This window comes from Pseudovibrio sp. W74, from assembly GCF_001623085.1.
Taxonomy (GTDB): Bacteria; Pseudomonadota; Alphaproteobacteria; order Rhizobiales; family Stappiaceae; genus Pseudovibrio.
In genome coordinates this window covers 243098-265699 of record NZ_LMCJ01000021.1, presented here as the reverse complement: position 1 = coordinate 265699, position 22602 = coordinate 243098, and the positions used below count along the sequence as shown (strand labels likewise).

Genomic DNA, 22602 nt, shown 5'->3' with positions numbered 1-22602 from the left:
AATATCGAATACTCTTCAGGGAGGTACTGTGAGTATGAAGTTTTTGAAATTTGCAGCTGCAGCAGTCATTGCAGCATCCACCGCCACAACGGCACTTGCAGCAGATTATTCTCTGCGTTTCCAGTCTTCTGACCCGGCTGGTAACCCAAACTTTGAACTTCAGCAGGCTTGGGCAGCACGTGTTGGCGTTCTTACCAACGACCGTGTTAATGTTGAAATGCTGCCAGTTGGCACAATCGTTCAGCACACTGAAACTCAGGACGCTGTTGCAGCAGGTATCATTGACGGTCACATCACTGACACCTCTTACTTCACCGGTAAAGATGCAGCCTTCGGTCTGATCGCAAACCCGGTTGGTGCATACGGTTCTCCATCCGAAATGCTCAATTTCATGGAGTATGGCGGCGGCAAGCAGCTGATGAATGAACTGCTGAACCCATATGGTCTTCAGTTCATCGGTGCAACCACTCCTGGTCTTGAAGCATTCATCTCCAAGGTTCCTCTGGACGGCGTTGATGACCTGAAGGGTCTGAAAATGCGTGCTCCAGAAGGTCTGGTACAGAACGTATTCGCTGCTGCAGGCGCAGCACCTGTGAACCTGCCAGGTTCTGAAGTGTTCACCGCGCTAGATAAAGGCGTGATCGACGCAGCAGACTACACAGTGTTCTCAACCAACCACCAGCAGGGCATGCATGCTGTAGCAGGTCATCCGGTGTACCCAGGCTTCCACTCCATGCCATTGGTTGAAGTTTCCATGAACAAAGAAACATGGGACAGCATGCCAGCCGACATTCAGGCTATCATGGAAATGTCTGTTCGTGACTTCGCACGTGACATGACTGCTCAGCTGTCCATGCGTGATGCTGTTGCAGTAGCAGAAGCTATTGCAGATCCAAACATCACCGTTCACAACTGGTCTGCAGAAGAACGCGCTAAGTTCCGTGCAATTGCACGTTCTCAGTGGGAGAAAGTTGCTGAGAAGTCTGATAACGCAAAACGCGTTTACGCGGTACTGTCCGCTTACCTGAAAGAGCAAGGTCTGCTTGCTCAGTAAGCTGATTTAAATCGCGTGAAACATACCGGACCGTCAAGTTCCCCGACGGTTCGGTACCTAGCGGGGAGGCAGGGTGAATGTCAGATCACGAAGAAAAAGACGCTGGCCAAAGAGCCATACCTGAAGCGGGGCTGTTCGGGCGCATAATAGCAAAACTCAGCGCACTCTTTTCACTTGCAATCGTATCGTCTGCGGCAATTCTGATTTTTGAAGTCGCAATGCGGTATCTGTTTAATTCACCAACCATTTGGGCCCACGAAACCGTCATCTTCCTGACGGCGACAACATTCCTTTTTGGTGGTCTTTACTGCGCATCGACGAACAAACACATCCGTGTGGTTCTGATTTACGATGCACTCTCTCCCGAGCTTCGGCGTGTCTTTAACGTTGCTATCTCCATTGCCTGTGCGCTCGCCAGCGCCTTGTTTTCCTGGGCAGGCTGGCTCGTTGTAAAACGCGCAATCTGGACACCCGCCGGTGATTTCCGTCTGGAGACCTCCGGCTCTGCATGGAACCCGCCAACACCAGGTCTGCTAAAGCTGTTCCTGCTTGGTATCCTTATTCTCATGTGCCTGCAATTTGCAATTCTGGCCGTCAACTACGCTAAGAAAAAATGACCGATTTACTCGTCCTGATCCCGGATTTTAAAGCTCTGGGCATCGAGCTGGCTACGGTTCTGATGTTCGGCTCATTGCTTCTGCTGCTGCTGACGGGCATGCCTCTTGCTTTCGTCACACTGCTTGTTGCTCTCATTTTCGCACTGGGCTGGTTCGGCCCGGGCGCCGTGCCGCTGATCGTCAGCCGCATCTTCAGCTTCGTGAACTCCTTCGTTTTCGTCTCCGTTCCCATGTTCGTGCTTATGGCCGCGATCCTGGATCGATCGGGCATAGCCAAGGACCTGTTTGACGCCATGCGCCTCGTTGGTGGGCGTCTGCGCGGTGGCATCGCTATCCAGACACTTCTCGTGGCTGTTGTTCTGGCGGCCATGTCCGGCATCATCGGTGGTGAAGTTGTTCTACTCGGCGTCATCGCCCTGCCGCAGATGCTGCGTCTTGGCTACGACCGCAAACTTGCCATTGGCGTATGCTGTGCAGGTGGTGCACTGGGTACAATGATCCCGCCATCCATCGTGCTAATCATCTACGGTCTGACAGCGAGTGTTTCTATCGGCGATCTGTTCACGGCAGCGTTCTTCCCAGGCCTGATGCTTGCAGGCATGTACGCCGCCTATATTCTGATCCGCGCCTATTCCAACCCTGAAGTCGCGCCAATTCCAGAAGCTGGCGAGATCCCAATCGCGGAAAAAATGCGCCTCCTGAAAGGCCTGTTTCTTCCGATCCTCGTTGTGGTGTTCGTTCTTGGCTCTATCTATGGCGGCATCGCGAGTGTGACTGAGGCGTCTGCCATCGGTGTGCTCGGCGTAACCATCTCAACAATCATCCGCCGTGAATTTTCAGTCAAGCTCATCATGGGGGCAGCTAAGCAGACCTTATCAACTGTTGGTATGATCGTTTGGATTGGAGTAGGGGCCTCTGCACTGGTCGGCGTGTTCAACTTGATGGGTGGTATCCGCTTTGTTCAGGCGCTGATCACAGGTATCTCCGACGATCCAACCGTCGTGATCCTGTTCATGATGCTCATCCTGTTCGTGCTTGGCATGTTCCTGGATTGGGTTGGCATCGCATTGCTTACCATGCCGATCTTCGTGCCAATCGTCTCACAGCTTGGTTACGATCCAATCTGGTTCGGCGTTGTCTTTGCCATGAACATGCAGGTGAGCTTCCTGTCACCGCCATTTGGACCCGCGGCCTTCTACCTGAAGAGCGTGGCTCCGCCCGATATAAGTCTGGGCGAGATTTTCAGAGCATTACTGCCATTCATCATGATCCAGATCGTAGCCGTCGCCCTGCTGATCATCTTCCCCGGCATCGCAGTCAGCTAACAAAAACAATAACCACGCTGAAGAAAGAGCCTGCGACCACCGCAGGCTCTTTTGTTGTTTAAGCCTATCTGCTTCTGGCAGTCACCCACTGCAGCACAATCTTTATTTGCAGTATTATGCTAGATCACCCACTCTCGTTCTAAACGAAGCAACGTATCGACAGTGCCCAGTTTCTGAGAATAGTCCTCTCTCAAAGCGCCCAAGCGATCTGTCGGGTAGGGACCCGGGCCAAGCAAAGAGAGCACAGATTTCAAGTCTTCAGACAAACGTTCCAGCTCAGGCTGCAGATGTTCAACTTTCTCCCAAGCCTTTTGCGCATTTTCTGAATTAACTTTGGCATGCAATTCAGCTTCATGACCCCAGCTGCTTACAACTCGCGGGTGCGTCGCCTCAAAAGTTTGCAAGGCATCTTCTGCCACAGGTAACCAAGAGAGATCCTGCTCGCTATGAGCTTGCTGATACGCTTCTATTTTTGCCTGGCTTTCTTTTAGCTGAGAAATAGCATCTCGCACTTCAATCTGTTTACCAGTCAAATAATAAAGGCTCACCAACACATCGTCTGGCGGCATTGTAGACTGCTTGCCAGCAGGAATAGTTAAGTCTAAAACGGCGGAAAGGCGGGTCTCCAGCAGCTCCAGCTCATGCAAATTCTTTAGTTTGGGCTCTGTCATCAACTGAGGATCAAGCTGCTCAAACTCAGAAACTTCATGCGATAGAATCCTCGAAACCTCATAGGCTTCAGACTCTCGCGCATTTGTATTGTGATGAACAGAGAACTGAGAGAGTGTATGATATGTCTTAGAAACCAGTTCACGTAGCCTCCCAAGGACAGAACTGTCTGCATTGCCCTGTTTTTCAGCTCTGATGACCGTTTTACATTGCTTACCCAGCTCGATAATCGCAAATGCAGCATCACCTTGCGATTCGTTTTTTGCACGCTGCACCAAGACGTTACGCACATCACCAAAAGAGTTTCGAATGTCTTTTTCGGTCACTTGCCGCTCAGAGCGCGCACCTCGGCCATCATATTTAGGATTTGAAACCACATCTTTCAGTACAGATCGGGCTTCACTTTCCTCAATCAGACTATCCTGGATGAAAGAAAGAGAACCTGCTTCAGCGGCATCAGGTCGCTGATTGATGGTGTTCTGTAGTCCGTCCATAAAGCGGGAATAATCTGTTTCAACCGCCGCGAGCCCCGGGATCTTAACTGCGTTTCCTTCATCATCCCTGCTAATTTTCGTTGAATGCCATAGTCCAGCATTTGGCATGTGGTTCTCATCACGAAGCCCTTGTTCAACGCCAGAAAGCAAGGTTGCACCAACCGAGAACACATCGCTCTTTTCGGAAGTTTGGGGATGTCTCGGGTGTACCTCAGGGGCTTTATAGTCTTCGGTAAACCCTTTAGCTGTCTCTCCAGCTTTGGAGTGTAAACCAAGGTCAATTATTACAGGCTCACCAGTTTCTGCGCTCACTACGTAATTGTCTGGTTTGATGTCATTGTGAACTAAACCAGCCTTACTGATATGACCGGTAACATCCAACAGTTTCTGCCCGATGTATTGAACACTGCCCCAATATTGCGCGCTGGAGATATCCCCCGCCTTCCACGCTTGATTCAATTTGCGCATGGTGACACTGCCACGATCGCCAACAACTTCATCCATCACCAAGGCTTCTTTGACCAAACTACCGTAGGGTACCGAGGCCATCCCATAAACTTTCCCTAGGTTTGGGTGCTCACCTGCGTTTTCATAGATTGTCTTATATGCACTCAGTTCAGCCTTCAGGTGCCCGGCGGCAACAGTTCTCTCAATTTTACCGACCAGATTGTGACCATCTGCTGTCGTATAGGTTGAGATATGGCTCTCACCCTCTGCAAACTTCTCAGTAATATTTGGCTTTAATGTCGAAAGATCTGGCGCATCTCCCACTACCGGTTCCCCAACCCAGTCATATGATTTAGGGAGAGTTTCTGGGACTGCTTTTAATGCAGCAGTGCCATTCAGTAAGGGCGATTTCAGCGTCACTTGCGGCAGCTCCTTTCGAAGCTGCTCAAGTTGCTGCTCCCGGTTTCCCTTGAAACTCAGAAACTGCTCTTGCGTTTCAACACCAAGGGAGGAGCCTTTATCAGATGTATAGAGCTTAACCGACTCATTTTGCGCGGCGGTTTCAGCCTCAACAAGTGTATGAAGGATCGGAGAAATCGGCTGAGATACAATACTGGTGCTGGGCAATGGCCTGTCTTTCAAAAAATGGACACACCACTTGCATAAATCAGGGAGACGACCTCCGCTGTATCAATCGATACATGCAACCCACACTAACGAACACTTCAATAATAGCCACACATCTTAAAACGCAGATGTTCCATGCAACCAAACACCCAGTTTCGCAGAACCAACCTTATGGAACTAATTTGACCACTTGATCGAACATCCCATGCTTGGGATCTGTTTTCAGGTCCTCGACCTGTTTCAGCAATTAACTGCATAGCGTCCAAAAGCTCGGTTTTGCGTCCGGTCGGGTCGTTAAATCCTGCATCATCTAAGCGGCCACGATATTGTAGCTCACTTTTGCTGTTGAGACCAAAGAAGTCTGGCGTGCAAACTGCACCATATCTCTTTCCTACTGTTTGGTTTTCATCAACCAGATAAGGAAATTCAAAGTCATACAATTGCGAAAAGTCTTTCATCTTACGCGGAGCATCTGCGGGAACAGAGTGATAGTCATTGGACATCACTGCTAAAACCCCAAAGCCTTCAGAGATGAGCAAGCTGGTATCTGCCGCCAACCGATCTCCAATCGCCTGCACATAAGGGCAATGGTTGCAAACAAACGCAAGCAGGAGCCCCTTTTCACCAATACATTCCGACATGGTGAAACTATTTCCATGAGGGTCCTTAAGCGCAAAATCCGGCGCCTTCCAACCAAAGTCACAAACAGGAGTATTCAGAAGCACAATGCCACCCTTTAACTAATTGATCTATCTAGAGGTTGTCATAGCTTGGTAAGCAATGTCTATTAGAATACCCAACCCAAGAGTTCGAACCTGCACTCTCGCGGTCCGATGTTCTCTTACAGTTTGAGTATGAACCCCAATGCAAAGCACTAAGTCCTGCTTCGCACCGATTACAACTCCCCCGCCTCTTCCAGCACTTTTCTTGCGCTGCGGAAGCATTCTACTCCGGCGGGGACGCCGGCGTAGATGGCGACGATGTGGCAGGCGGCGCGGATTTGTTCTTTCGTGACGCCGTTGCGCAGTGCGCCTTCGCAGTGCAGTTCCCATTCGTGCATTTTGCCGAGTGCGCCGATCATGGCCAGATTCATCAGGCTGCGGGTTGGTGCATCGATAGCGTCATCTCCCCAGCCGAAACCCCAGCACCATTCGGTCATGGCTTCCTGAAACGGACGATTGAAGTCGTCCGCCTTTGCCAGGTTGGCCTCTACATAGTCAGCGCCAAGGGTTGCTTTGCGTTGTTTCAGGCCTTTTTCAAACCGGTCAGACATTCTTGTTTTCTCTCTTAAACGCTGATGCAGATGTATTTCATCTCAACATAATCTTCGATACCGTACTTGGAGCCTTCGCGGCCAAGTCCGGATTGTTTGACGCCGCCAAATGGTGCAACTTCAGTGGAGATCAGACCGGTGTTGACGCCTACCATGCCGTACTCCAGTTCTTCCGCCACTTTGTAGACCGTGGAGAGATCATTGCTGTAGAAGTAAGAGGCCAGACCGAACTCGGTATCGTTCGCTGCTGCAATGGCGTCATCAACTTCCTTGAAGCGGAACAGTGGAGCAAGCGGACCGAACGTTTCTTCTCTTGCCACGTCCATCTCACCGGTCACATTGGCAAGAACAGTTGGCTCAAAGAAGGTGCCGCCTTTGTCGCTGCGCTCACCACCGCACACAATTCTCGCGCCGTTCTCAAGTGCATTCTTGATGTGGGATTCCACCTTTTGAACGGCAGCTTCTGTGATGAGCGGTCCGATGGTCACACCGGATTGGAAGCCATCACCAACACTCAGGTTACGAACAGCATCCGCAAGTTTTTTGGCGAAGGCGTCGTAAACACCATCCTGTACATAGATACGGTTGGAGCAAACGCAGGTTTGGCCGGCATTGCGGAACTTGGAAATCAGTGCACCTTCAACGGCCTTGTCCAGATCTGCATCATTGAACACGATAAACGGTGCATTCCCGCCCAGTTCCAGAGAGAGCTTCTTAATCTGGTCAGCACTTTGGCGCATGAGAATGCGGCCAACATTTGTAGAGCCGGTGAAGCTGATCTTCTGAACAATGTCGTTGGTGCACAGCTCTTCACCGACTGCAACGGCATCCGTTGATGGAAGGATGCTCAGCACGCCTTTCGGAATGCCAGCTTGTTCTGCCAGCAATGCCAAAGCAAGCGCGGAGAGAGGTGTTTCAGCAGCAGGTTTTACAATCATCGCACAGCCAGCAGCCAGTGCAGGCGCAGCTTTGCGAGTGATCATCGCATTTGGAAAGTTCCATGGTGTGATCGCTCCAACAACCCCGACTGGTTGCTTGATCACCATGATGCGTTTATCTTCCTGATGTCCCGGAATAGTGTCGCCGTAAACACGCTTTGCTTCTTCGGAAAACCATTCAATGAAGCTGGCGCCGTAAAGGATCTCACCTTTTGCTTCTGCAACCGGCTTCCCCATTTCCGCGGTCAGTATGGTTGCAAGATCATCTGCATTTTCAACCAGCAAGTCGAACCAGCGTCTCAGAACCTGTGCACGGTCCTTGCCTGTGCGCTTGCCCCATGCTTTTTGAGCAGTCTTCGCGGCGGTGATGGCATCGACCACATCAGAGCGCGAGCAATCGGCAACATTGGCAATCAGTTCACCTGTAGAAGGGTTATTGACTGCAAAGGTTTTCTGGCGCGAAACAAAGCTACCATCGATATATGCACCGGATTGCAACAGGCTTGGGTTGTTCAGCTTCAGGTCCATGGCGACACCCTTTGTCTTTCATTGTTGTCACATCGGCATAGTCATCACGCCGGAAAAGAATGGGGACCAGATGTGGCCCCCATTCCGTTCATTTTCCGTTAAATCGGATTACGCCCGCAGTTCGCGATCCAGAGCCGTTCCGTCAGGAGCGACTTCCTCATGAGGGTCTCTCACCGCACTTGAATCTTGCATGAGCGATTTCACAATTCCCCATGACATGAGAACCACAAGAGCACTGATCGGCAAGGCAGCCGCAATAGCAGCAGTTTGCAGAGCGGATAGTCCACCAGCCAACAAGAGCGCCGCAGCAACAACACCTTGAGCAACACCCCAGATCACACGATGCTGTTTAGGTGGGTGTGCATTGCCCATAGACAGGATGGTCGTGATAACCAAAGTGCCGGAGTCGGATGACGTGATAAACCATGTCGCCAGCAAGAAGGTGGTGAGTGCTGCAATCAACCAGCTGATTGTGCCATTAGAGGTCATCTGCTCAATGGTGCCATAGAGCGCGCCACCAAGGTTCCAGCTGTTAACGGTGTCAATCAGACCTGCAGTACCAACACCGCCTGGTGCATTCATTTCAATGAACAGTGCATTGCCGCCAAAAATGGTGATCCAGAGGAAGGCCATCACGGTTGGCACAAGCATCGCGCCGAACATAAACTCACGAATGGTACGGCCACGGCTGATGCGTGCGATGAACATGCCCACGAATGGTGCCCAGGAAAGCCACCAACCCCAGTAGAACATGGTCCAGCCACCCTGCCATTTCACATCGCCCGGTTCACTTGCGGTCCAGAAGCCCATGGACAGGAAGTTGGACATGTAATCGCCAACGGATGTGAGGAAGAAGCTTGCGAGCCACTGAGATGGACCTGCCACAACAAAGAACAGGATTAGCAGCAGTGTTAGAGCGATGTTCCACTCGGAAAGAATACGAATACCCTTGCCAATGCCAGAGACCGCAGACAGTGTCGCCACAATGGAAATACCGATAACCAAAGCGATCTGAGTAAGCGTGCCCGGATCAACGCCGAACAGCACGTTCAGGCCCTGTGCCATCTGGTTTACGCCAAGCCCCATGGACGTCGCGATGCCGAACACGGTACCAAATACGGCAAGCAGATCAACCGCATGACCTGCCGGGCCGTAGATGCGCTCGCCGAGGATCGGGTAAAGAGCACTACGGAACGTCAGTGGCAGCTTTTTGCGGAATGAGAAGTACGCAAGGCAAAGTCCGGTGATGGTGTAAATCGCCCAACCATGCAGACCCCAGTGGAAGTTGGTCACGCGAACCGCATCAACTGCACGGTCCATGTTCATCTCATTGTGGCCAGCCATATCCGCAAACGGGTTGTTTGGATAACCCCAGCCCGCGGAGTTATCGAAGTAGAACAACGGCTCAGCAACACCAAAGAACATGATGCCAATGGATACACTTGCGGAAAACAGCATTGCAAACCATGCAAAGTTGCTGAATTCCGGACGTGCATCATCATCGCCAAGACGGATGGAGCCAAACCGACTGACCATCAAGCCAATGCAAATGAAGAAGATGATCATGACTGAGGAGATGTAGTACCAGCTCAGCGCTGTTTCGACCCAGCTGCGTACCGCCCCGTACAGCTCACCGGCATAATCAACATTCAAAATCGTGAACACAACAAAGGCAGCAACCATAGCCTTGGCTGCGATAGACATTCCGTTGTGCAGACCCTTAAAGAGCCCCGTTTCGGCTACATTCAGATCTTTCTGAATGTGCTCTTTTTCGATAGCCATAGTTCCCTCCCAGGCTAAATTAATCGGACATTGTGTCCGTGCCGGGTTTCACCGCCGGCTTATCTCCAGCCCCTGCTGAACAGGAGCTACGGATGGGGTTCTCCCTGTTCTCAGCGCATAACGAATGGATCCGGAATCGGATCATCAGAGGTGCGCAACCAAACTGTTTTAACTGTTGTGTAATCCAAAGCTGCCTGCAGTCCGCCTTCGCGGCCATGGCCGGAAAGTCCCTGTCCGCCAAACGGAGCAACGGGGGAAACTGCGCGATAGGTGTTCACCCACACGATGCCGGAGCGAATGCCCTTTATCATGCGGTGTGCCCGCGTCAGGCTTTGTGTGAAGATGCCGGAAGCCAGGCCAAATTTTGTGTCGTTCGCCATCTGCAGGGCTTCAGCCTCTGTCTCAAAGGTAAGAACAGAAAGGACTGGGCCAAACAGCTCGGTTGTCACACAAGGAGCGTTCGGCACATCGGAGCAATCCAGAATGGTTGGCGGGAAGTAGAAACCATCACGGTCGCAATCCACGCCGCCTGTCAGGACCTTGGCACCAGCCTCAACAGAAGCTTTGATGACTGCATTGATGTGGTCGCGCTGGCGCTGGCTGCACAACGGGCCGACCTCTGTCGCCATATCCTGCGGATGCCCGATGACGACGGCTTCAGCTGTGGCCTTCAAACGAGCAAGAAACTCATCCTTGATGCTCTTTGCGATGATCAGGCGAGAACCTGCAACACAGCTTTGGCCTGTTGCTGCAAAAATGCCGGATATCTGCGCATTTACGGCGCTGTCGATATCTGCATCTTCAAACACGATAAATGGAGATTTTCCGCCCAGCTCAAGCGAGGTACTGGCAAGGTTTTCCGCGGAATTGCGCACGATGTGCTTTGCTGTTTCCGGTCCACCAGTAAAGGCAACGTGAGCCACTGATGGATGCGATGTCAGCACCTGTCCACATTCAGCACCAAATCCAGTGATGATGTTGACCACACCTTTCGGGAAGCCAGCTTCTTCAATCAGCTTGGCAAACTCCAAAAGAGGCGAAGGCCCTTCTTCAGACGCCTTCACAATCAAAGTACAGCCGGCAGCCAATGCAGGGCCGATCTTAACGGCAGACAGGAACAGCTGGTTGTTCCATGGAACAATGGCAGCGACCACGCCAACTGGCTCGCGGCGCAGCCAGACTTCCATGTCCTGCTTGTCAATCGGAAGGTGTGCCCCTTCAATCTTATCTGCCAGGCCAGCATAATACCGATAGTAATCCGCCACATACGCCACCTGGGCAGATGTTTCGCGGATGATTTTCCCGGTGTCCTGCGTTTCCAACTGTGCCAGCTTTGGCGCATTCGCCTCAACCAGATCTGCCAGTTTGTAAAGCAACTTGCCGCGCTGTGTGGCTGTCAGGCTGCTCCAGGCAGGATCAAAGAAAGCCCGCTCAGCTGCAGCAACAGCACGGTTTACATCCTCAGTCCGCGCCTCGGGCATTTCTGCCCAAGGTTGACCCGTTGCCGGGTCCAGACTTTGAAATTGTGCTGAGCCATCTTCAAAACGACCATCGATATAGTGCTGGAAGCGTTTCATTATGCATCCTTTTGGAAAGCAGGCATCACTTCGTTTATGAAGCGTTCAAGAGACGCTTTCTTGCGCTCAAACGTCATGCCGCTATCAATCCAGAATGAGTATTCATCGTAACCAAGGTCTTCGTAGTGCTTCAGGCGCTCGATGACTTTGTCAGACGTACCGATCACATTGTTGGTGCGCATCTGCTCTGCGCTGTAGAATGGATGGTTCGCGATATCTTCGTCGCTGAGCGGCTCAATAAGACCCTGAGTGATTGGGCGTTCGTTTTTGAACCATGCACCAAAGTAGTTGTAGAAACGGTTGACCTCTTCAGCGCCTTGCTGAACATCTGCCTCATCACCACCAACATAGGTGTGACGTAGCAACATAATCTTTGGACGTGGAACGGATGGGCTTTTCTCACAAGCATCGTTGAAGCGCTCCATGAGGCTTTCAACTTCATCATCCCCGTTCCAGAGCGGCGTTACCTGAACATTACAGCCGTTCGCCACCGCAAAATCATGGGAGTTTGGATCACGTGCAGCAACCCAGACAGGTGGGTGCGGATCCTGCATTGGTTGTGGTGCAGACGTCGTTTTCGGGAACTGCCAATACTCACCTTCGTGAGCATAATCACCATCCCAGAGCTTTTTGACGGCAGGAACCAACTCGCGCATGCGCTGACCAGCTTCCCACGCATCAAGGCCCGGGATCATGCGCTCATATTCAAAACTGTAGGCACCACGAGCAATACCCAGCTCAAGACGGCCATCCATAATGATATCCGCCATAGCTGCTTCGCCAGCCAGCTTGATTGGATGCCAGAAAGGCGCGATGACAGTTCCTGTTCCAAGACGTACATTTTCGGTCCGCCGTGCCAGATCTACAAGGTTGATGAAAGGGTTCGGCGCGATGGTGAAGTTCATGCCATGGTGTTCACCAGTCCAGATCGCATGCATGCCACCTTTGTCTGCAATCTCACAGAGCTGCAGAAACTCATCATAGAGTTTTTGCTGGCTTTCATCAGCGGAAATGCGCTCAAGATGGATGAAAAGTGAAAATTTCATGGCTTACTCTCCCAGTGCGATTTTGCGCACTTCGCCGTTTTCATGATTTCCAAAATAGATGCCGAAATTGCCCTTCTGCGTCTCCTTCGCAAACCGGCCCAGCATTATCTGTGTGGCCGCATCCTGCACGCGCGCCAGCACATCATCTGTCAGCGCGAGGAAGGTTCCAGACTGGCTGGCCCCTTCACCGGCTGAGCAATGGAAAGCCAGATGCTGGGCATTCGCTTCTTCATCTTCGTAGACGGAGTAAATGAAGCCGACAGAAGACGGGACACCGACCTCTTCCAGTAATGCTGTAAGTTCTTTGGTTGGTGTGCCTTTGCTGACATTGCGCGTTGGCAATCGCAGTTGGCCTGCATCATCTTCAAAAAACAGCACTTTTTTGTCTCGTTCCAGGAGAGCGCTAACAACGGTTTCACTATCTACCTGAATGGAGCTGACTTCTTGTGTGGCAGTAAAATATGCACCGCGCGCGTAACCCAGACCGTTGGCAACGCCGGTCTCAAAAGCCTTTACTTCACCGATCAGAATTGCATGGTCACCCGCGTCCACCACATTGTGCATTGAGCAATCAAACCACGCAGCTACATCAGAAAGAACCGGAGAGCCATTCGGACCGACTTTCCAGTCAACCGTCGCAAAACGGTCTTCGACACGGCTTGCAAAGGTGTTGGACACATCTTTCTGGGTTTCTGCCAGAATATTGACGGCGAAACCGGATGCCTCAGTCAACGCATCATAATTGCTGGAGCTTTTCGCAAGACACACCAGCAACAATGGCGGATCGAGGGAAACGCTTGAAAAGGAATTTGCTGTAAAGCCGAGCGGCTCACCATCCTGCCCATGGGCTGTCACAACCGTAACACCGGTAAGGAATGTACCAAATGCATTCCTCAATGTACGTGGGTCCATCGCTGTCATCGGGTAGATCTCCCTTTCTATCCGTTTGTTCTTATTGGCTGTTTTAACCAGCTTGCCATTGCGGCGTTGACTTGTTCCGGCGCTGTCAGATTGACCATATGACGATGGCCTTCAATGATGCAGACCATGCCGTCCTGCGCTGCCTTGGCCATATCCACCGCCATTTCCTTGGTGGAGTTCGGATCACCATCACCCGTTAGCAAAAGCGCCGGGCATCTGATTTCCTCCCATTTGTCAGCATAGGTCGCGTCCCCATGTGCAAATGCGTTGTAAGTGACCGCATAGCCAACCGGATCAACCTCCCGGAGCCAGTTGCCGACTTTTTCTTTCGCCTGCTGATCCGCAATGCTCTCACTAAACCAACGACTTAAAGGTCCGTCGATGTTGATGTGACCCTCTGCAATTTCCTTAGCTCGCGCCTCCACAGCACTGCGAGCCTCTGGAGATCTGCGGTAAACGCCGTTCAACAAAGCAACGCGTTTTACGCGTTCCGGGTACGTTGCTGCGTAACCACCGCTGATCAGCGCGCCCATGGAATGACCGGCAAGATTCACCTGCTCAAATCCAAGCGCTGAGATCGCTGCATGCAGCCACGCCACATAGTCTTCCAGCTGAGAGCCTTGAGGAAGCGCAGTGCTTCCTCCATGCCCCGGCATGTTTACCGCGATAACACGATGCGTTTTCGCAAAGTGCTCGATTTGCGGTTCCCAGGAAGCATCCTGCATGCCAACCCCGTGGACCAGCACAAGCGGCTCACCTTCGCCTACCTCACGGTAGCAAACAGTGCCCTTAGGATGTGACAGCTGCAGGGTTGTCAACGTCATGTCCCAGCTCCTTAAGGTCCTGATAGCGATCACCAATCCGGTGGTGCGGGCGTCCTGAGAGTGAAGCTCCCAGTGCGATGACGATTTCATCTGGGCCCGGAGCATCGGGAATAGCAAGCTGAATGGTGAGATAGTGTGAACGGCGACCACCATCATTCTTGTCCATCAGCGGAATCATGATCGGAGCGTTTGCGCCAGCGCGGGTGTTGCAGAACGCCAGATAGGTTTTGGCGCCGACAGCTTCACGGTAAAAATTACCAAATTGCAGTGTGTGAATGAGCGCAGAGGCATGCTCGACTTCACCGTTCACACCAACAACAGCTGCTTTACCGTAACCCTCAACAGCTTCACCAGAACCTGCAAAGTTGATGATCATATCCGTCAGCAAACTGCCAACATCTGGTGCAACATCATGGATGCCCGGACGCAGATCTTCAACAAAGCCCTGCCCAGCCCATGGGTTCTTGATCACAGCAACGGCCGCAATCATCCGCAATGAGGTCTCTGCTTTTTTGCCACCTTCAATCAGCGTGTCTTCCACGTGAAGAAGTGTCTTGCGTATCTCTGCTGGCATTGGTCTTCCGTTCATTCCACTGTCAAATTCAATGGTGATAAGATGGTATACCATAATACCGAATGTCAATACCTTCTTGCGAATGAAGTCAACGCAAGCTAGATTGCTGCCATGATCTCTACTGCAAATAATCCTTTGAAAATTGAGCGTCCCACCATGACGCTTCGCGATATGGCTCTTGAGAAAATGAGAGCCGCTATCATTGCCGGGCACTTCCAGTCAGGAGACCGTTTGGTCGAGCGTCCGCTCTGCGACCAGCTTGGCGTAAGCCGTTCAGTTGTAAGGGAAACAATCCGGTATCTTGAAGCAGAAGGCCTTGTTGAAATTCTGCCAAACAAAGGCCCGATCGTTGCCAAACTTGATTGGGAAAACGCACAGCAGATCTACGAAATCCGCATGCTTTTGGAGACCAGTGCCGCACAAAAATGCGCTGAACTGGCCAAAGATGGGGATAAGAAAAAACTTGGTAAAGCGCTCGCTCAGCTCAAATTGGCCTACAGCAGCGGCGAAACAAACGACCTGTTTGAAGCAACAACATTATTCTATCAGTGCATTTTTGATATCAGCGGCCAGAACGTTGCATGGGAAGTGGTACAGCGACTCAATGGCCGCATCAGCCGCCTACGCGCAATGACTTTGGGTACTCGTGACCGCCATGATGCAGGTTACAAACGGATCGAGAAAATCTACTCCGCAATCGAAACGAACGACCCTCAGGCCGCCGCAGCTGCCATTCAGTTACATCTGACGGAAGCTGCAAATATTGCCAAGACCCTTCTGACTGCAGAGCTGAGCAAAAGCAAAAAATAATGCCTAAAGCCTACTGGATTGCCCACGTCACAGTCACGGACGCTGACGCCTACACAAACTACACCCAGGCCGCTCCAGCCGCCTTCCAAAAATACGGCGCCCGCTTCCTCGCCCGCGGCGGAAAAACAGAACACTTGGAAGGCACCACACATCCCCGTAACGTCGTCATCGAGTTCGACACCATGGAACAAGCCCTGGCCTGCTACCACTCCCCAGAATACCAAGAAGCCAAAACCCACCGCAAAACCGCTGCCTTGGCAGACATTATGATCGTCGAGGGGATGGACTAAGCTCCTCTCACCCCTCTCAAACAAACCAGATCAGGCCAAGCCAGATCCAGAGGGGGGCTGGGACTATGGCCCAGATGAAGATGGCGGGGAAGTACTCGTAGATTTTCATGGGGCTCTTCCGAATTCCGTCAGATCAATTCAAATGCTTCTGCCAGGGTCACAACGCAGGCGACTGATATGCCGAGTGTTACGAAGACACGAATGTGTTTGAAGAAGGCTAGCTCTGCCTTGGGTTTCACGCCGGAGCCATATCCTCTGCCATCCAGGTAGATGCTTGTGATCATCGTCAAAAACAGTAGGAACCAGAGAGCAACCAATCCTTCTGCGATCAAGACAATGGCGGGCAACATAACAGGTCTCCGTAGTTTAAAAGTTTCAGAGCAGGCGGTGGCACATCAGTGCAATCAGAGTTCTTTACGAGGAAGAAATTGACAGCTTAATTCAATGCCAAACACTGGTGAGACAGCCCCTGCCCTCTATCGTGACAACTTTCCGACTCATAATATCTATTTTATATATATCTTTATCATCGCACATAACAAAAGACATATATTATTTGCATCTTTTCTTAGAAAGAGCTGAGATAGCGATAAATAATGTGTTATTTCATACACTTAAAATATACACAGCACCACATCGCTTTCGGTGTTCAGCATTCTCTGATTTTATGATATACGCACGATATATCTTTGGAGCATCACTATGCGTTTAAATCAGGCAAGCGATTTTGCTTTGCGACTCGTTATGCAATGCGCCATGCAACCAGACATTCTTCAACGCATCGATCAGGTCGTTTTGCAGCAAGGTTTCTCACGGGGCCATGTAATGAAACTCGTCAATCAACTCTCCCGTGCCGGTATTCTTGAGACCATGCGTGGTCGTGGTGGAGGGTTTAAACTGGGCCGTCTCGCACAAGACATCAGCGTTGGAGATGTTGTCCGCGCGGTAGAGAATGATTTTGCCGTAGTCGAGTGCCTGCGACAGAGCGAATGTGGAGAAATCCAATGCTGCTTCCTCCCCTCTTGTCGCCTCAAACCGTTGATGCAAAGAGCATCCAGCGCCTTCCTGAGCGTGCTCGATGAAATGACAATTGAAAGTGCAGTTATCGATTTGCCCGTACCAGCGGCTTTGACTGCACAACAAAGCTAGCAGGAAGAATACTTCTGAAACTCTATTGATCTTCTCATATGTATTTTTGACCAATCCTATATTGAGTTCACAATTAAATCTAATTTAACAAATAAAAACTCTATTAATGACTATATTCGATTCAGTTAATCTATAGCTCATGAGAAGAGTATTGCGTATCACTTCATAGCTCCTCAGTCGAATACAGCATAATTGTGTAGCGCGAAGAAATCCTAACGGATTACTAATGTGATTACTCACACTGAAGCTGCGTTTTGCTCTGCGCAGCCTTCGGTAACGGCTGTGCTCGACTGAACAACTGTCTCAGAACTGCTGTAACTGGCAAATGTGTGAGGGTTGAAATGTGGTATAGTGAGCGTCTTCTGGGAACAATTGCACTTGCGAGTCTCACATTCGCCTGCTTGCTAGGTCTTTTCGTTGATCGAGCAGATGCTCAGGAAATCATAACAGGCACCATCAATGATCCACCGGTTACAGTCAATGGCTCGAATGGCTTGTATATTGGCTTCAACACTGATGGCACGCTGAATCTCTCTTCAGGTCGATCAGTTGCAATCGGGCGTTTTTTGAGAGTTGGTGTCGCCAATGCTGATGGAACTCTGAACATCTCCAATGGCGCGGCCATGTTCCAAACCGGAGGAAGCTCACTTATTGAAATCTCCAATGGTTTCGATCGCGGCACCGTAAACCTTTACAACAGCGGTGAAATATTCGCCCCCAACTTTGATCTCGTCCTCCGATCAGCAGGAATAATCAATATTGGTGGCGAGGAAGGCTCTAGTGCTCTTAGCGCGGGATACCTTGAAGTCGATGACCTCATCATGGTCAATGGCTCCAAGATTGTTGTTAACACAACGAGCGGCGGTGGCGACCATCTAGTGGCCGATTTGATTTCAAACACACCAGGTGCCGGCGAGGTTCTCTTTGAAAACGGAACGACGCGCTTGTTCCGCAACAATAGTCTCTTCACAGGTAAGATGTTCTTTGAAGAAGGTGCAACCGTTGTTGTTACCAGTACCAGTGCTGTCGGAAACGGGGATCTGGATTTCTTAGGCGGCAGCCTCGTTTCCAATGGAAATGTAACCGTAAACGGCGATATTGAAGTTACAAATGTGGGAGCTCTCAACGACGCCACCTTCATCACCTCAAACGGAAACTTCACACTTGCCGGAGACATTATCGGCAACGGCAAAGTCAGGTTTGAAGGCAATGGCGTAACCATTCTGTCGGGCAACAATTCCTGGACCGGCGGAACGGACATTGATGGCACAGAAGTTCAGTTTTCAAACGCGTCCAATCTGGGCAACAGCGCGATTGAACTGAACAGCGGCCACCTCACATTTACCGGCTCTACAGCAACAATCAACAACCTCATCGATCTGGATGGAACCTCCTCAATTGAGGTTGGCACGAACGACACCCTCACTGTCAGCAATGATATCAGCGGGTCTGGTCGCTTAAAGAAACTGGGCAACGGAACGCTCGTTCTTGATGGAGCGGGTAGCAACTTCAGTGGTGGGCTGGATCTGGCAGACGGCACCGTAGAGTTTGGAGCAGCTGCCAACATCGGCAGCGGAAACATCATCTATTACGGTGGTGATCTAAGCTATATTTCTGGCTCGGATGCAACCATATCAAACACGTTTGAGATGCATAATAATGGCAACCTTGACGTGCAATCAGGTCGTACTCTGACGATTACAGGTGACATCGTTGATGGCGGCGGTTCACCCGGCAAACTGACCATCGGCTCCGGCGGTACAGTAGACCTGCAAGGCACCAACACATTCTCAGCCGGTCTGGTCGTTCACGAAAACAGCACAGTTGGCTTCTCTGACTCTGACGATCTTGGCAGTGGCACTGTTGAGCTCGACAACGGCAACCTCACCTTTAACGGAACCACTGCAACAATTACCAACCTGATTGATCTGGACGGCACATCATCCATGACAGTCGGGTCCGGTGACACGCTCACCGTCAGCAATGATATCAGCGGGTCTGGGCGGCTGAAAAAGTTTGGTGATGGAACGCTGGTTCTTGGTGGAGTGGGCAGCAACTTCAGTGGTGGGCTGGATCTGGCAGATGGAACTGTGCAGTTTGGAGCAACTGCCAACATCGGCAGCGGAAACATCATCTATTACGGTGGTGATCTGAGCTACGTGTCCGGCTCGGATGCAACCGTCTCAAATACGTTTGAAATGCACAATGACGGTACCCTTGACGTGCAATCAGGCCGCACCCTCTCAATCACCGGCAACATCGTTGACGGCGGCGGCTCACCCGGCACGCTGACCATCGGTTCCGGTGGGACAGTCAATCTGCAAGGGACCAACACATTCTCGGCAGGCCTTGTCATTCAGGAAAACAGCACTGTCGGTTTCTCAGATTCCAATGATCTGGGCACTGGCACAGTTGGACTCGACAACGGTAACCTCAACTTCACCGGAACCTCCGCAACAATCGCAAATACGATTGAACTGTATGATGATAGTAGTCTTGACCTGCAATCCGGGCGTACTCTGACAATCACAGGCAACATCGTTGACGGTGATGGCACACCGGGCTCCTTCACCATCGGCTCCGGCGGCACAGCCAATCTGCGAGGAACCAACACGTTCTCAGGCGGTCTGATCGTTCAGGAAAACAGCACAGTTGGCTTTGCAGACTCCGATGATCTGGGCACAGGTGCGATTGAACTCGACAGCGGTAACCTCAATTTCACCGGAACAACCACGACGATTGCCAATCTGATTGATCTGGATGGAACATCATCCGTGACGGTGGGCTCTGGTGATACCCTTACCGCAAGCAATACCATCAGTGGTACTGGCCTGCTAAAGAAACTCGGAGCAGGAACGCTGGTTCTAGGTGGAGCGGGCAGCAGCTTCAGCGGCGGTTTGGATCTGGCAGCCGGTACTGTGGAGTTTGGAGCAGCAGCCAACATCGGCACAGGTGACGTTCTCTTTTACGGTGGTGATCTGAGTTATATTTCTGGTGCAGATGCGACCATCGCCAACGAATTCAAGATGCACGATGACGGTACGCTTGATGTGCAATCCGGACGCACCCTGACACTGACTGGTGACATCACAGATGGCGGCGGCACACCGGGGTCTCTCACCATTGGGTCTGGCGGTACGGTCAACCTGCAGGGCGACAACAGTTTTTCCGGTGGCCTCATTGTTCAGGAAAACAGTTCCGTCGAGTTTACCGACCCAGACCGCCTTGGGCTTGGCACAACCACCCTCAACAATGGTAACCTGCTCTATCAGGGTACTACAGACGCCAATCTTTCAAGGATTGCTATCGCCAGTGGCACAAGCAACACAATCGATATTGATGACAATACGGTCAATCTGGAAATCTCCTCCAACCTTTCCGGCTCTGGCAACTTGTCCATCGATGGTGGCCAAACAACCACCCTAACCGGCACCAACAGTTCATGGACCGGTGATCTTGGCGTAACCGATACCGAGTTGATCTTCAATGACGGCACCAACATCGGCAACGGCAATGTCGGCATCACGCTGAACTCCTCAACCCTGACCTACACCGGCGGCAGCACGGTCAACATCAATGAACTGGCGTTTTCCGGCGCCGGGAACGTGGTTGGAACGACCGACATCGTTGGCCAGATCAACATCATGTCCGGGCTGACCGGTTCAGATCAGGTTACCTTCACCGGCCCGGGTGAAGTCAATCTGCTTGGCGACAACTCAGGCTACACAGCAGATATTGAAATCGACACCGGCACGCTTGGTCTGGAAGGCTTTTCTACCTCGGCCATTGGGTCTGGCAACGTGATCGTAAATGGTGGAACTCTTTTCTATCTGGGCACAGGCAGCGAAACTGTTGATACGACCAAGCTGCAAGTGAACAGCAATGATAATACCATCGACATGGCAAACGCAGGTGCAACCCTCACCTGGACCGGAGATGCCACTCCCGGTGGAGGTACCTTCCTAAAGAACGGTGCAGGTACGCTTATACTATCAGACGGCACCAAATCTCTGGTCAGCTCCACCATTAACGGCGGCACCATGCGGATTGGTAAGTCCTTAACGGATAGTTCTACTCTTTCAGGTGATCTGACCGTGAACGCCGATGGTCGGCTCGAGGGGTACGGCACAGCCAGCGGCAGTGTGACACTTAACGGGGGCATCATCGCACCCGGAGCGTCCTTCGGTACAATTACGCTCGGCAGTCTGGATGCGACGGGCACTGGTGGCACGCTGGAAATGGAGTTTGGCTCTGATCCGGTATCTGGAATGACAAATGTTGATCAAATCCAGATCCTCGCGGGTGGCAGCGTGGACCTGAATGATGTTGCGCTTGATCTCGTCAACGTTATGGGTCCAACACCGGTCAAAATCGGCGATGAGTTCGTCATTATCGACAATCTCTCCGCACCGGGGTCAGAGCCACCGACAGGCACGTTCAGTTCAGTCAGCCACGATATGTTCATGTTAGATGTAAACGTGCTCTACGGTATTCCCGGAGACGGTAACGATGTCGCGATCCAGTTCATCCGAAGCTCCAACAATTTCAATGGCCTGGCAGATACACGCAACGAACATTCAGTCACTCTGGCGCTTGATACTATCAATGAAAGCGGCGATCTCTTCACACAACTTGCGCCCATGAACAATGCTCAGATTAAAGCTCTTCTCGATCCCCTCGCAGGTGAGATCAACGCTTCAACCCGTGCAATCCTTCTTGCCGACAGCCGCTTCCTGCGACAAGCGGTGAATGACCGCCTTTACAAGGCCCACAGCGCTTTTGCTGCAGACGTGGATGACAACACCGTTTCCCGCACGGTCAGCAACTTTGCGATGTGGGGACAGGTCTACGGCAGCTGGGGTCAATTCTTCTCCGATGGCAATGCTCGCACCACAGGCAGAAGCGTTGGCGGCGTTCTGGTTGGTGTTGATGCGACTTACTTTGACATGGTGCAGCTGGGTGTGGTTGCAGGCTTCGGCAGAACATCCATCGACATCAGCTCCATCGATGCCTCATCTGACAGTGACAGCTACAGTGTCGGCGGCTACGCCAGTGCCAATCCGATCGACAACGTCAGACTGCGCGGAGGTGTTGCAGGTACATGGTACAACATTGCAACTGATCGCGATGTAAGCCTCTTCCCGGAAGAAACGCTGTCATCTGACCAGTTCGCCGGTTCTGTGCAAGTGTTTGGTGAGCTTGGATATACGCTGGAAAGCACCTACGGTAATCTGGAGCCTTTCGCAGGAGTTGCCTATGCTTATCTCTCCGGTCCCGGCTTCAATGAAACCGGCGGTGCAGCAGCACTCAAAGCAGATGGACAGTCCAACTCCCTCACTTTCCTGACACTGGGAACACGCGGCGAGTTTGATCTTTCCAACTACCTTTACGGGGACACAAGCTTTGTTGGCTTGGCAGCCTGGCAATACTCTTCCGCTGATACGCTCGACTATACCCAAAGCTTCATCGACAGCGGCAACCCTTTCACCGTCGCCAGCGTCCCAATCGCCCGCAACGTGGCCCTGATCGAAACCGGCCTTGAATCCCGGCTAGCCGAGCACATCCAACTCAACATCAACTACTACGGCCTCCTCGCCGACCAAACCCTGGACCACGGCGCCAACGCAAGACTGTTCGTGCAGTATTGAGAAAAGAGA

The 22602-nt window shown here is 51.6% G+C and carries 18 protein-coding genes; 7 read left to right on the top strand and 11 right to left on the bottom strand.

Translation table 11 applies throughout. The features are described 5' to 3' along the window. Positions 1-34: 34 nt before the first annotated feature. The 3 genes from PsW74_RS15755 (at position 35) to PsW74_RS15745 (ending at position 2996) form a co-directional block, all read left to right on the top strand. Positions 35-1054, top strand: coding sequence for a TRAP transporter substrate-binding protein (locus tag PsW74_RS15755; protein WP_063287756.1), 1020 nt, complete (start codon positions 35-37; stop codon positions 1052-1054). A 77-nt stretch (positions 1055-1131) separates the two neighbouring features. Next, positions 1132-1671 (top strand): TRAP transporter small permease, encoded by a 540-nt coding sequence (locus PsW74_RS15750; RefSeq protein WP_063287755.1) that lies wholly within the window; start codon positions 1132-1134, stop codon positions 1669-1671. Further along, positions 1668-2996, top strand: coding sequence for a TRAP transporter large permease subunit (locus tag PsW74_RS15745; RefSeq protein ID WP_057462465.1), 1329 nt, complete (start codon positions 1668-1670; stop codon positions 2994-2996). The genes PsW74_RS15750 and PsW74_RS15745 overlap by 4 nt, the downstream gene beginning before the upstream one ends. Positions 2997-3115: 119 nt before the next feature. Here PsW74_RS15745 and PsW74_RS15740 read toward each other — a convergent pair whose 3' ends face one another. From PsW74_RS15740 to PsW74_RS15695, 10 genes are all read right to left on the bottom strand, one after another. Continuing rightward, positions 3116-5233 (bottom strand): hypothetical protein, encoded by a 2118-nt coding sequence (locus PsW74_RS15740; RefSeq protein WP_063287754.1) that lies wholly within the window; start codon positions 5231-5233, stop codon positions 3116-3118. A gap of 98 nt (positions 5234-5331) precedes the next feature. Beyond that, positions 5332-5958 (bottom strand): thioredoxin family protein, encoded by a 627-nt coding sequence (locus tag PsW74_RS15735; RefSeq protein ID WP_343286501.1) that lies wholly within the window; start codon positions 5956-5958, stop codon positions 5332-5334. Positions 5959-6128: 170 nt separating this feature from the next. Then, positions 6129-6506, bottom strand: a complete 378-nt coding sequence (locus PsW74_RS15730) for a carboxymuconolactone decarboxylase family protein (RefSeq protein ID WP_063287753.1) — start codon at positions 6504-6506, stop codon at positions 6129-6131. A gap of 14 nt (positions 6507-6520) precedes the next feature. Next, a complete protein-coding gene (locus PsW74_RS15725; protein ID WP_063287752.1) occupies positions 6521-7972 on the bottom strand; it encodes an NAD-dependent succinate-semialdehyde dehydrogenase in 1452 nt (483 codons plus the stop codon). A gap of 108 nt (positions 7973-8080) precedes the next feature. Continuing rightward, a complete protein-coding gene (locus PsW74_RS15720) occupies positions 8081-9754 on the bottom strand; it encodes a BCCT family transporter (RefSeq protein WP_063287751.1) in 1674 nt (557 codons plus the stop codon). 110 nt (positions 9755-9864) lie between these two features. After that, positions 9865-11331 carry an aldehyde dehydrogenase gene (locus PsW74_RS15715; RefSeq protein ID WP_063287750.1) on the bottom strand — a complete coding sequence of 489 codons (1467 nt, stop codon included), beginning with the start codon at positions 11329-11331 and terminating at the stop codon, positions 9865-9867. Continuing rightward, the gene (locus PsW74_RS15710; RefSeq protein ID WP_063287749.1) at positions 11331-12377 is read right to left on the bottom strand and encodes an LLM class flavin-dependent oxidoreductase; all 1047 of its coding nucleotides are present in this window, start codon (positions 12375-12377) and stop codon (positions 11331-11333) included. The genes PsW74_RS15715 and PsW74_RS15710 overlap by 1 nt, the downstream gene beginning before the upstream one ends. A 3-nt stretch (positions 12378-12380) precedes the next feature. After that, positions 12381-13298, bottom strand: a complete 918-nt coding sequence (locus PsW74_RS15705) for a flavin reductase (protein ID WP_063287748.1) — start codon at positions 13296-13298, stop codon at positions 12381-12383. Positions 13299-13315: 17 nt separating this feature from the next. After that, positions 13316-14122: an alpha/beta hydrolase gene (locus PsW74_RS15700; RefSeq protein WP_063287747.1), complete on the bottom strand. Its 807-nt coding sequence runs from the start codon at positions 14120-14122 to the stop codon at positions 13316-13318. After that, positions 14088-14696: an amino acid synthesis family protein gene (locus tag PsW74_RS15695; RefSeq protein WP_063287746.1), complete on the bottom strand. Its 609-nt coding sequence runs from the start codon at positions 14694-14696 to the stop codon at positions 14088-14090. The genes PsW74_RS15700 and PsW74_RS15695 overlap by 35 nt, the downstream gene beginning before the upstream one ends. 111 nt (positions 14697-14807) lie before the next feature. On the opposite strand from PsW74_RS15695, the gene PsW74_RS15690 reads away from it, so the two are divergent. Both PsW74_RS15690 and PsW74_RS15685 read left to right on the top strand, forming a co-directional pair. Beyond that, on the top strand, positions 14808-15506 hold the full coding sequence (locus PsW74_RS15690) for a GntR family transcriptional regulator (RefSeq protein WP_063287745.1): 699 nt from the start codon (positions 14808-14810) through the stop codon (positions 15504-15506). After that, positions 15506-15796, top strand: a complete 291-nt coding sequence (locus PsW74_RS15685) for a DUF1330 domain-containing protein (RefSeq protein WP_063287744.1) — start codon at positions 15506-15508, stop codon at positions 15794-15796. Before PsW74_RS15690 ends, PsW74_RS15685 begins: the two co-directional genes overlap by 1 nt. Positions 15797-15924: 128 nt before the next feature. Here PsW74_RS15685 and PsW74_RS15680 read toward each other — a convergent pair whose 3' ends face one another. Next, positions 15925-16146, bottom strand: a complete 222-nt coding sequence (locus PsW74_RS15680; protein WP_063287743.1) for a hypothetical protein — start codon at positions 16144-16146, stop codon at positions 15925-15927. Positions 16147-16498: 352 nt separating this feature from the next. Here PsW74_RS15680 and PsW74_RS15675 point away from each other — a divergent pair, with 352 nt between their 5' ends. Continuing rightward, the gene (locus PsW74_RS15675) at positions 16499-16945 is read left to right on the top strand and encodes an Rrf2 family transcriptional regulator (protein ID WP_082830590.1); all 447 of its coding nucleotides are present in this window, start codon (positions 16499-16501) and stop codon (positions 16943-16945) included. A 341-nt stretch (positions 16946-17286) separates the two neighbouring features. After that, positions 17287-22593, top strand: coding sequence for an autotransporter domain-containing protein (locus PsW74_RS15670; protein ID WP_063305840.1), 5307 nt, complete (start codon positions 17287-17289; stop codon positions 22591-22593). Positions 22594-22602: the final 9 nt, after the last annotated feature.

Excerpts from the sequence above, each read along its gene's own strand:
- PsW74_RS15755 (WP_063287756.1), top strand. The coding sequence starts at position 35 with ATGAAGTTTTTGAAATTTGCAGCTGCAGCAGTCATTGCAGCATCCACC.
- PsW74_RS15750 (WP_063287755.1), top strand. The coding sequence starts at position 1,132 with ATGTCAGATCACGAAGAAAAAGACGCTGGCCAAAGAGCCATACCTGAA.
- PsW74_RS15745 (WP_057462465.1), top strand. The coding sequence starts at position 1,668 with ATGACCGATTTACTCGTCCTGATCCCGGATTTTAAAGCTCTGGGCATC.
- PsW74_RS15730 (WP_063287753.1), bottom strand. The coding sequence starts at position 6,506 with ATGTCTGACCGGTTTGAAAAAGGCCTGAAACAACGCAAAGCAACCCTT.
- PsW74_RS15725 (WP_063287752.1), bottom strand. The coding sequence starts at position 7,972 with ATGGACCTGAAGCTGAACAACCCAAGCCTGTTGCAATCCGGTGCATAT.
- PsW74_RS15720 (WP_063287751.1), bottom strand. The coding sequence starts at position 9,754 with ATGGCTATCGAAAAAGAGCACATTCAGAAAGATCTGAATGTAGCCGAA.
- PsW74_RS15715 (WP_063287750.1), bottom strand. The coding sequence starts at position 11,331 with ATGAAACGCTTCCAGCACTATATCGATGGTCGTTTTGAAGATGGCTCA.
- PsW74_RS15710 (WP_063287749.1), bottom strand. The coding sequence starts at position 12,377 with ATGAAATTTTCACTTTTCATCCATCTTGAGCGCATTTCCGCTGATGAA.
- PsW74_RS15705 (WP_063287748.1), bottom strand. The coding sequence starts at position 13,298 with ATGACAGCGATGGACCCACGTACATTGAGGAATGCATTTGGTACATTC.
- PsW74_RS15700 (WP_063287747.1), bottom strand. The coding sequence starts at position 14,122 with ATGACGTTGACAACCCTGCAGCTGTCACATCCTAAGGGCACTGTTTGC.
- PsW74_RS15695 (WP_063287746.1), bottom strand. The coding sequence starts at position 14,696 with ATGCCAGCAGAGATACGCAAGACACTTCTTCACGTGGAAGACACGCTG.
- PsW74_RS15690 (WP_063287745.1), top strand. The coding sequence starts at position 14,808 with ATGATCTCTACTGCAAATAATCCTTTGAAAATTGAGCGTCCCACCATG.
- PsW74_RS15685 (WP_063287744.1), top strand. The coding sequence starts at position 15,506 with ATGCCTAAAGCCTACTGGATTGCCCACGTCACAGTCACGGACGCTGAC.
- PsW74_RS15680 (WP_063287743.1), bottom strand. The coding sequence starts at position 16,146 with ATGTTGCCCGCCATTGTCTTGATCGCAGAAGGATTGGTTGCTCTCTGG.
- PsW74_RS15675 (WP_082830590.1), top strand. The coding sequence starts at position 16,499 with ATGCGTTTAAATCAGGCAAGCGATTTTGCTTTGCGACTCGTTATGCAA.
- PsW74_RS15670 (WP_063305840.1), top strand. The coding sequence starts at position 17,287 with ATGTGGTATAGTGAGCGTCTTCTGGGAACAATTGCACTTGCGAGTCTC.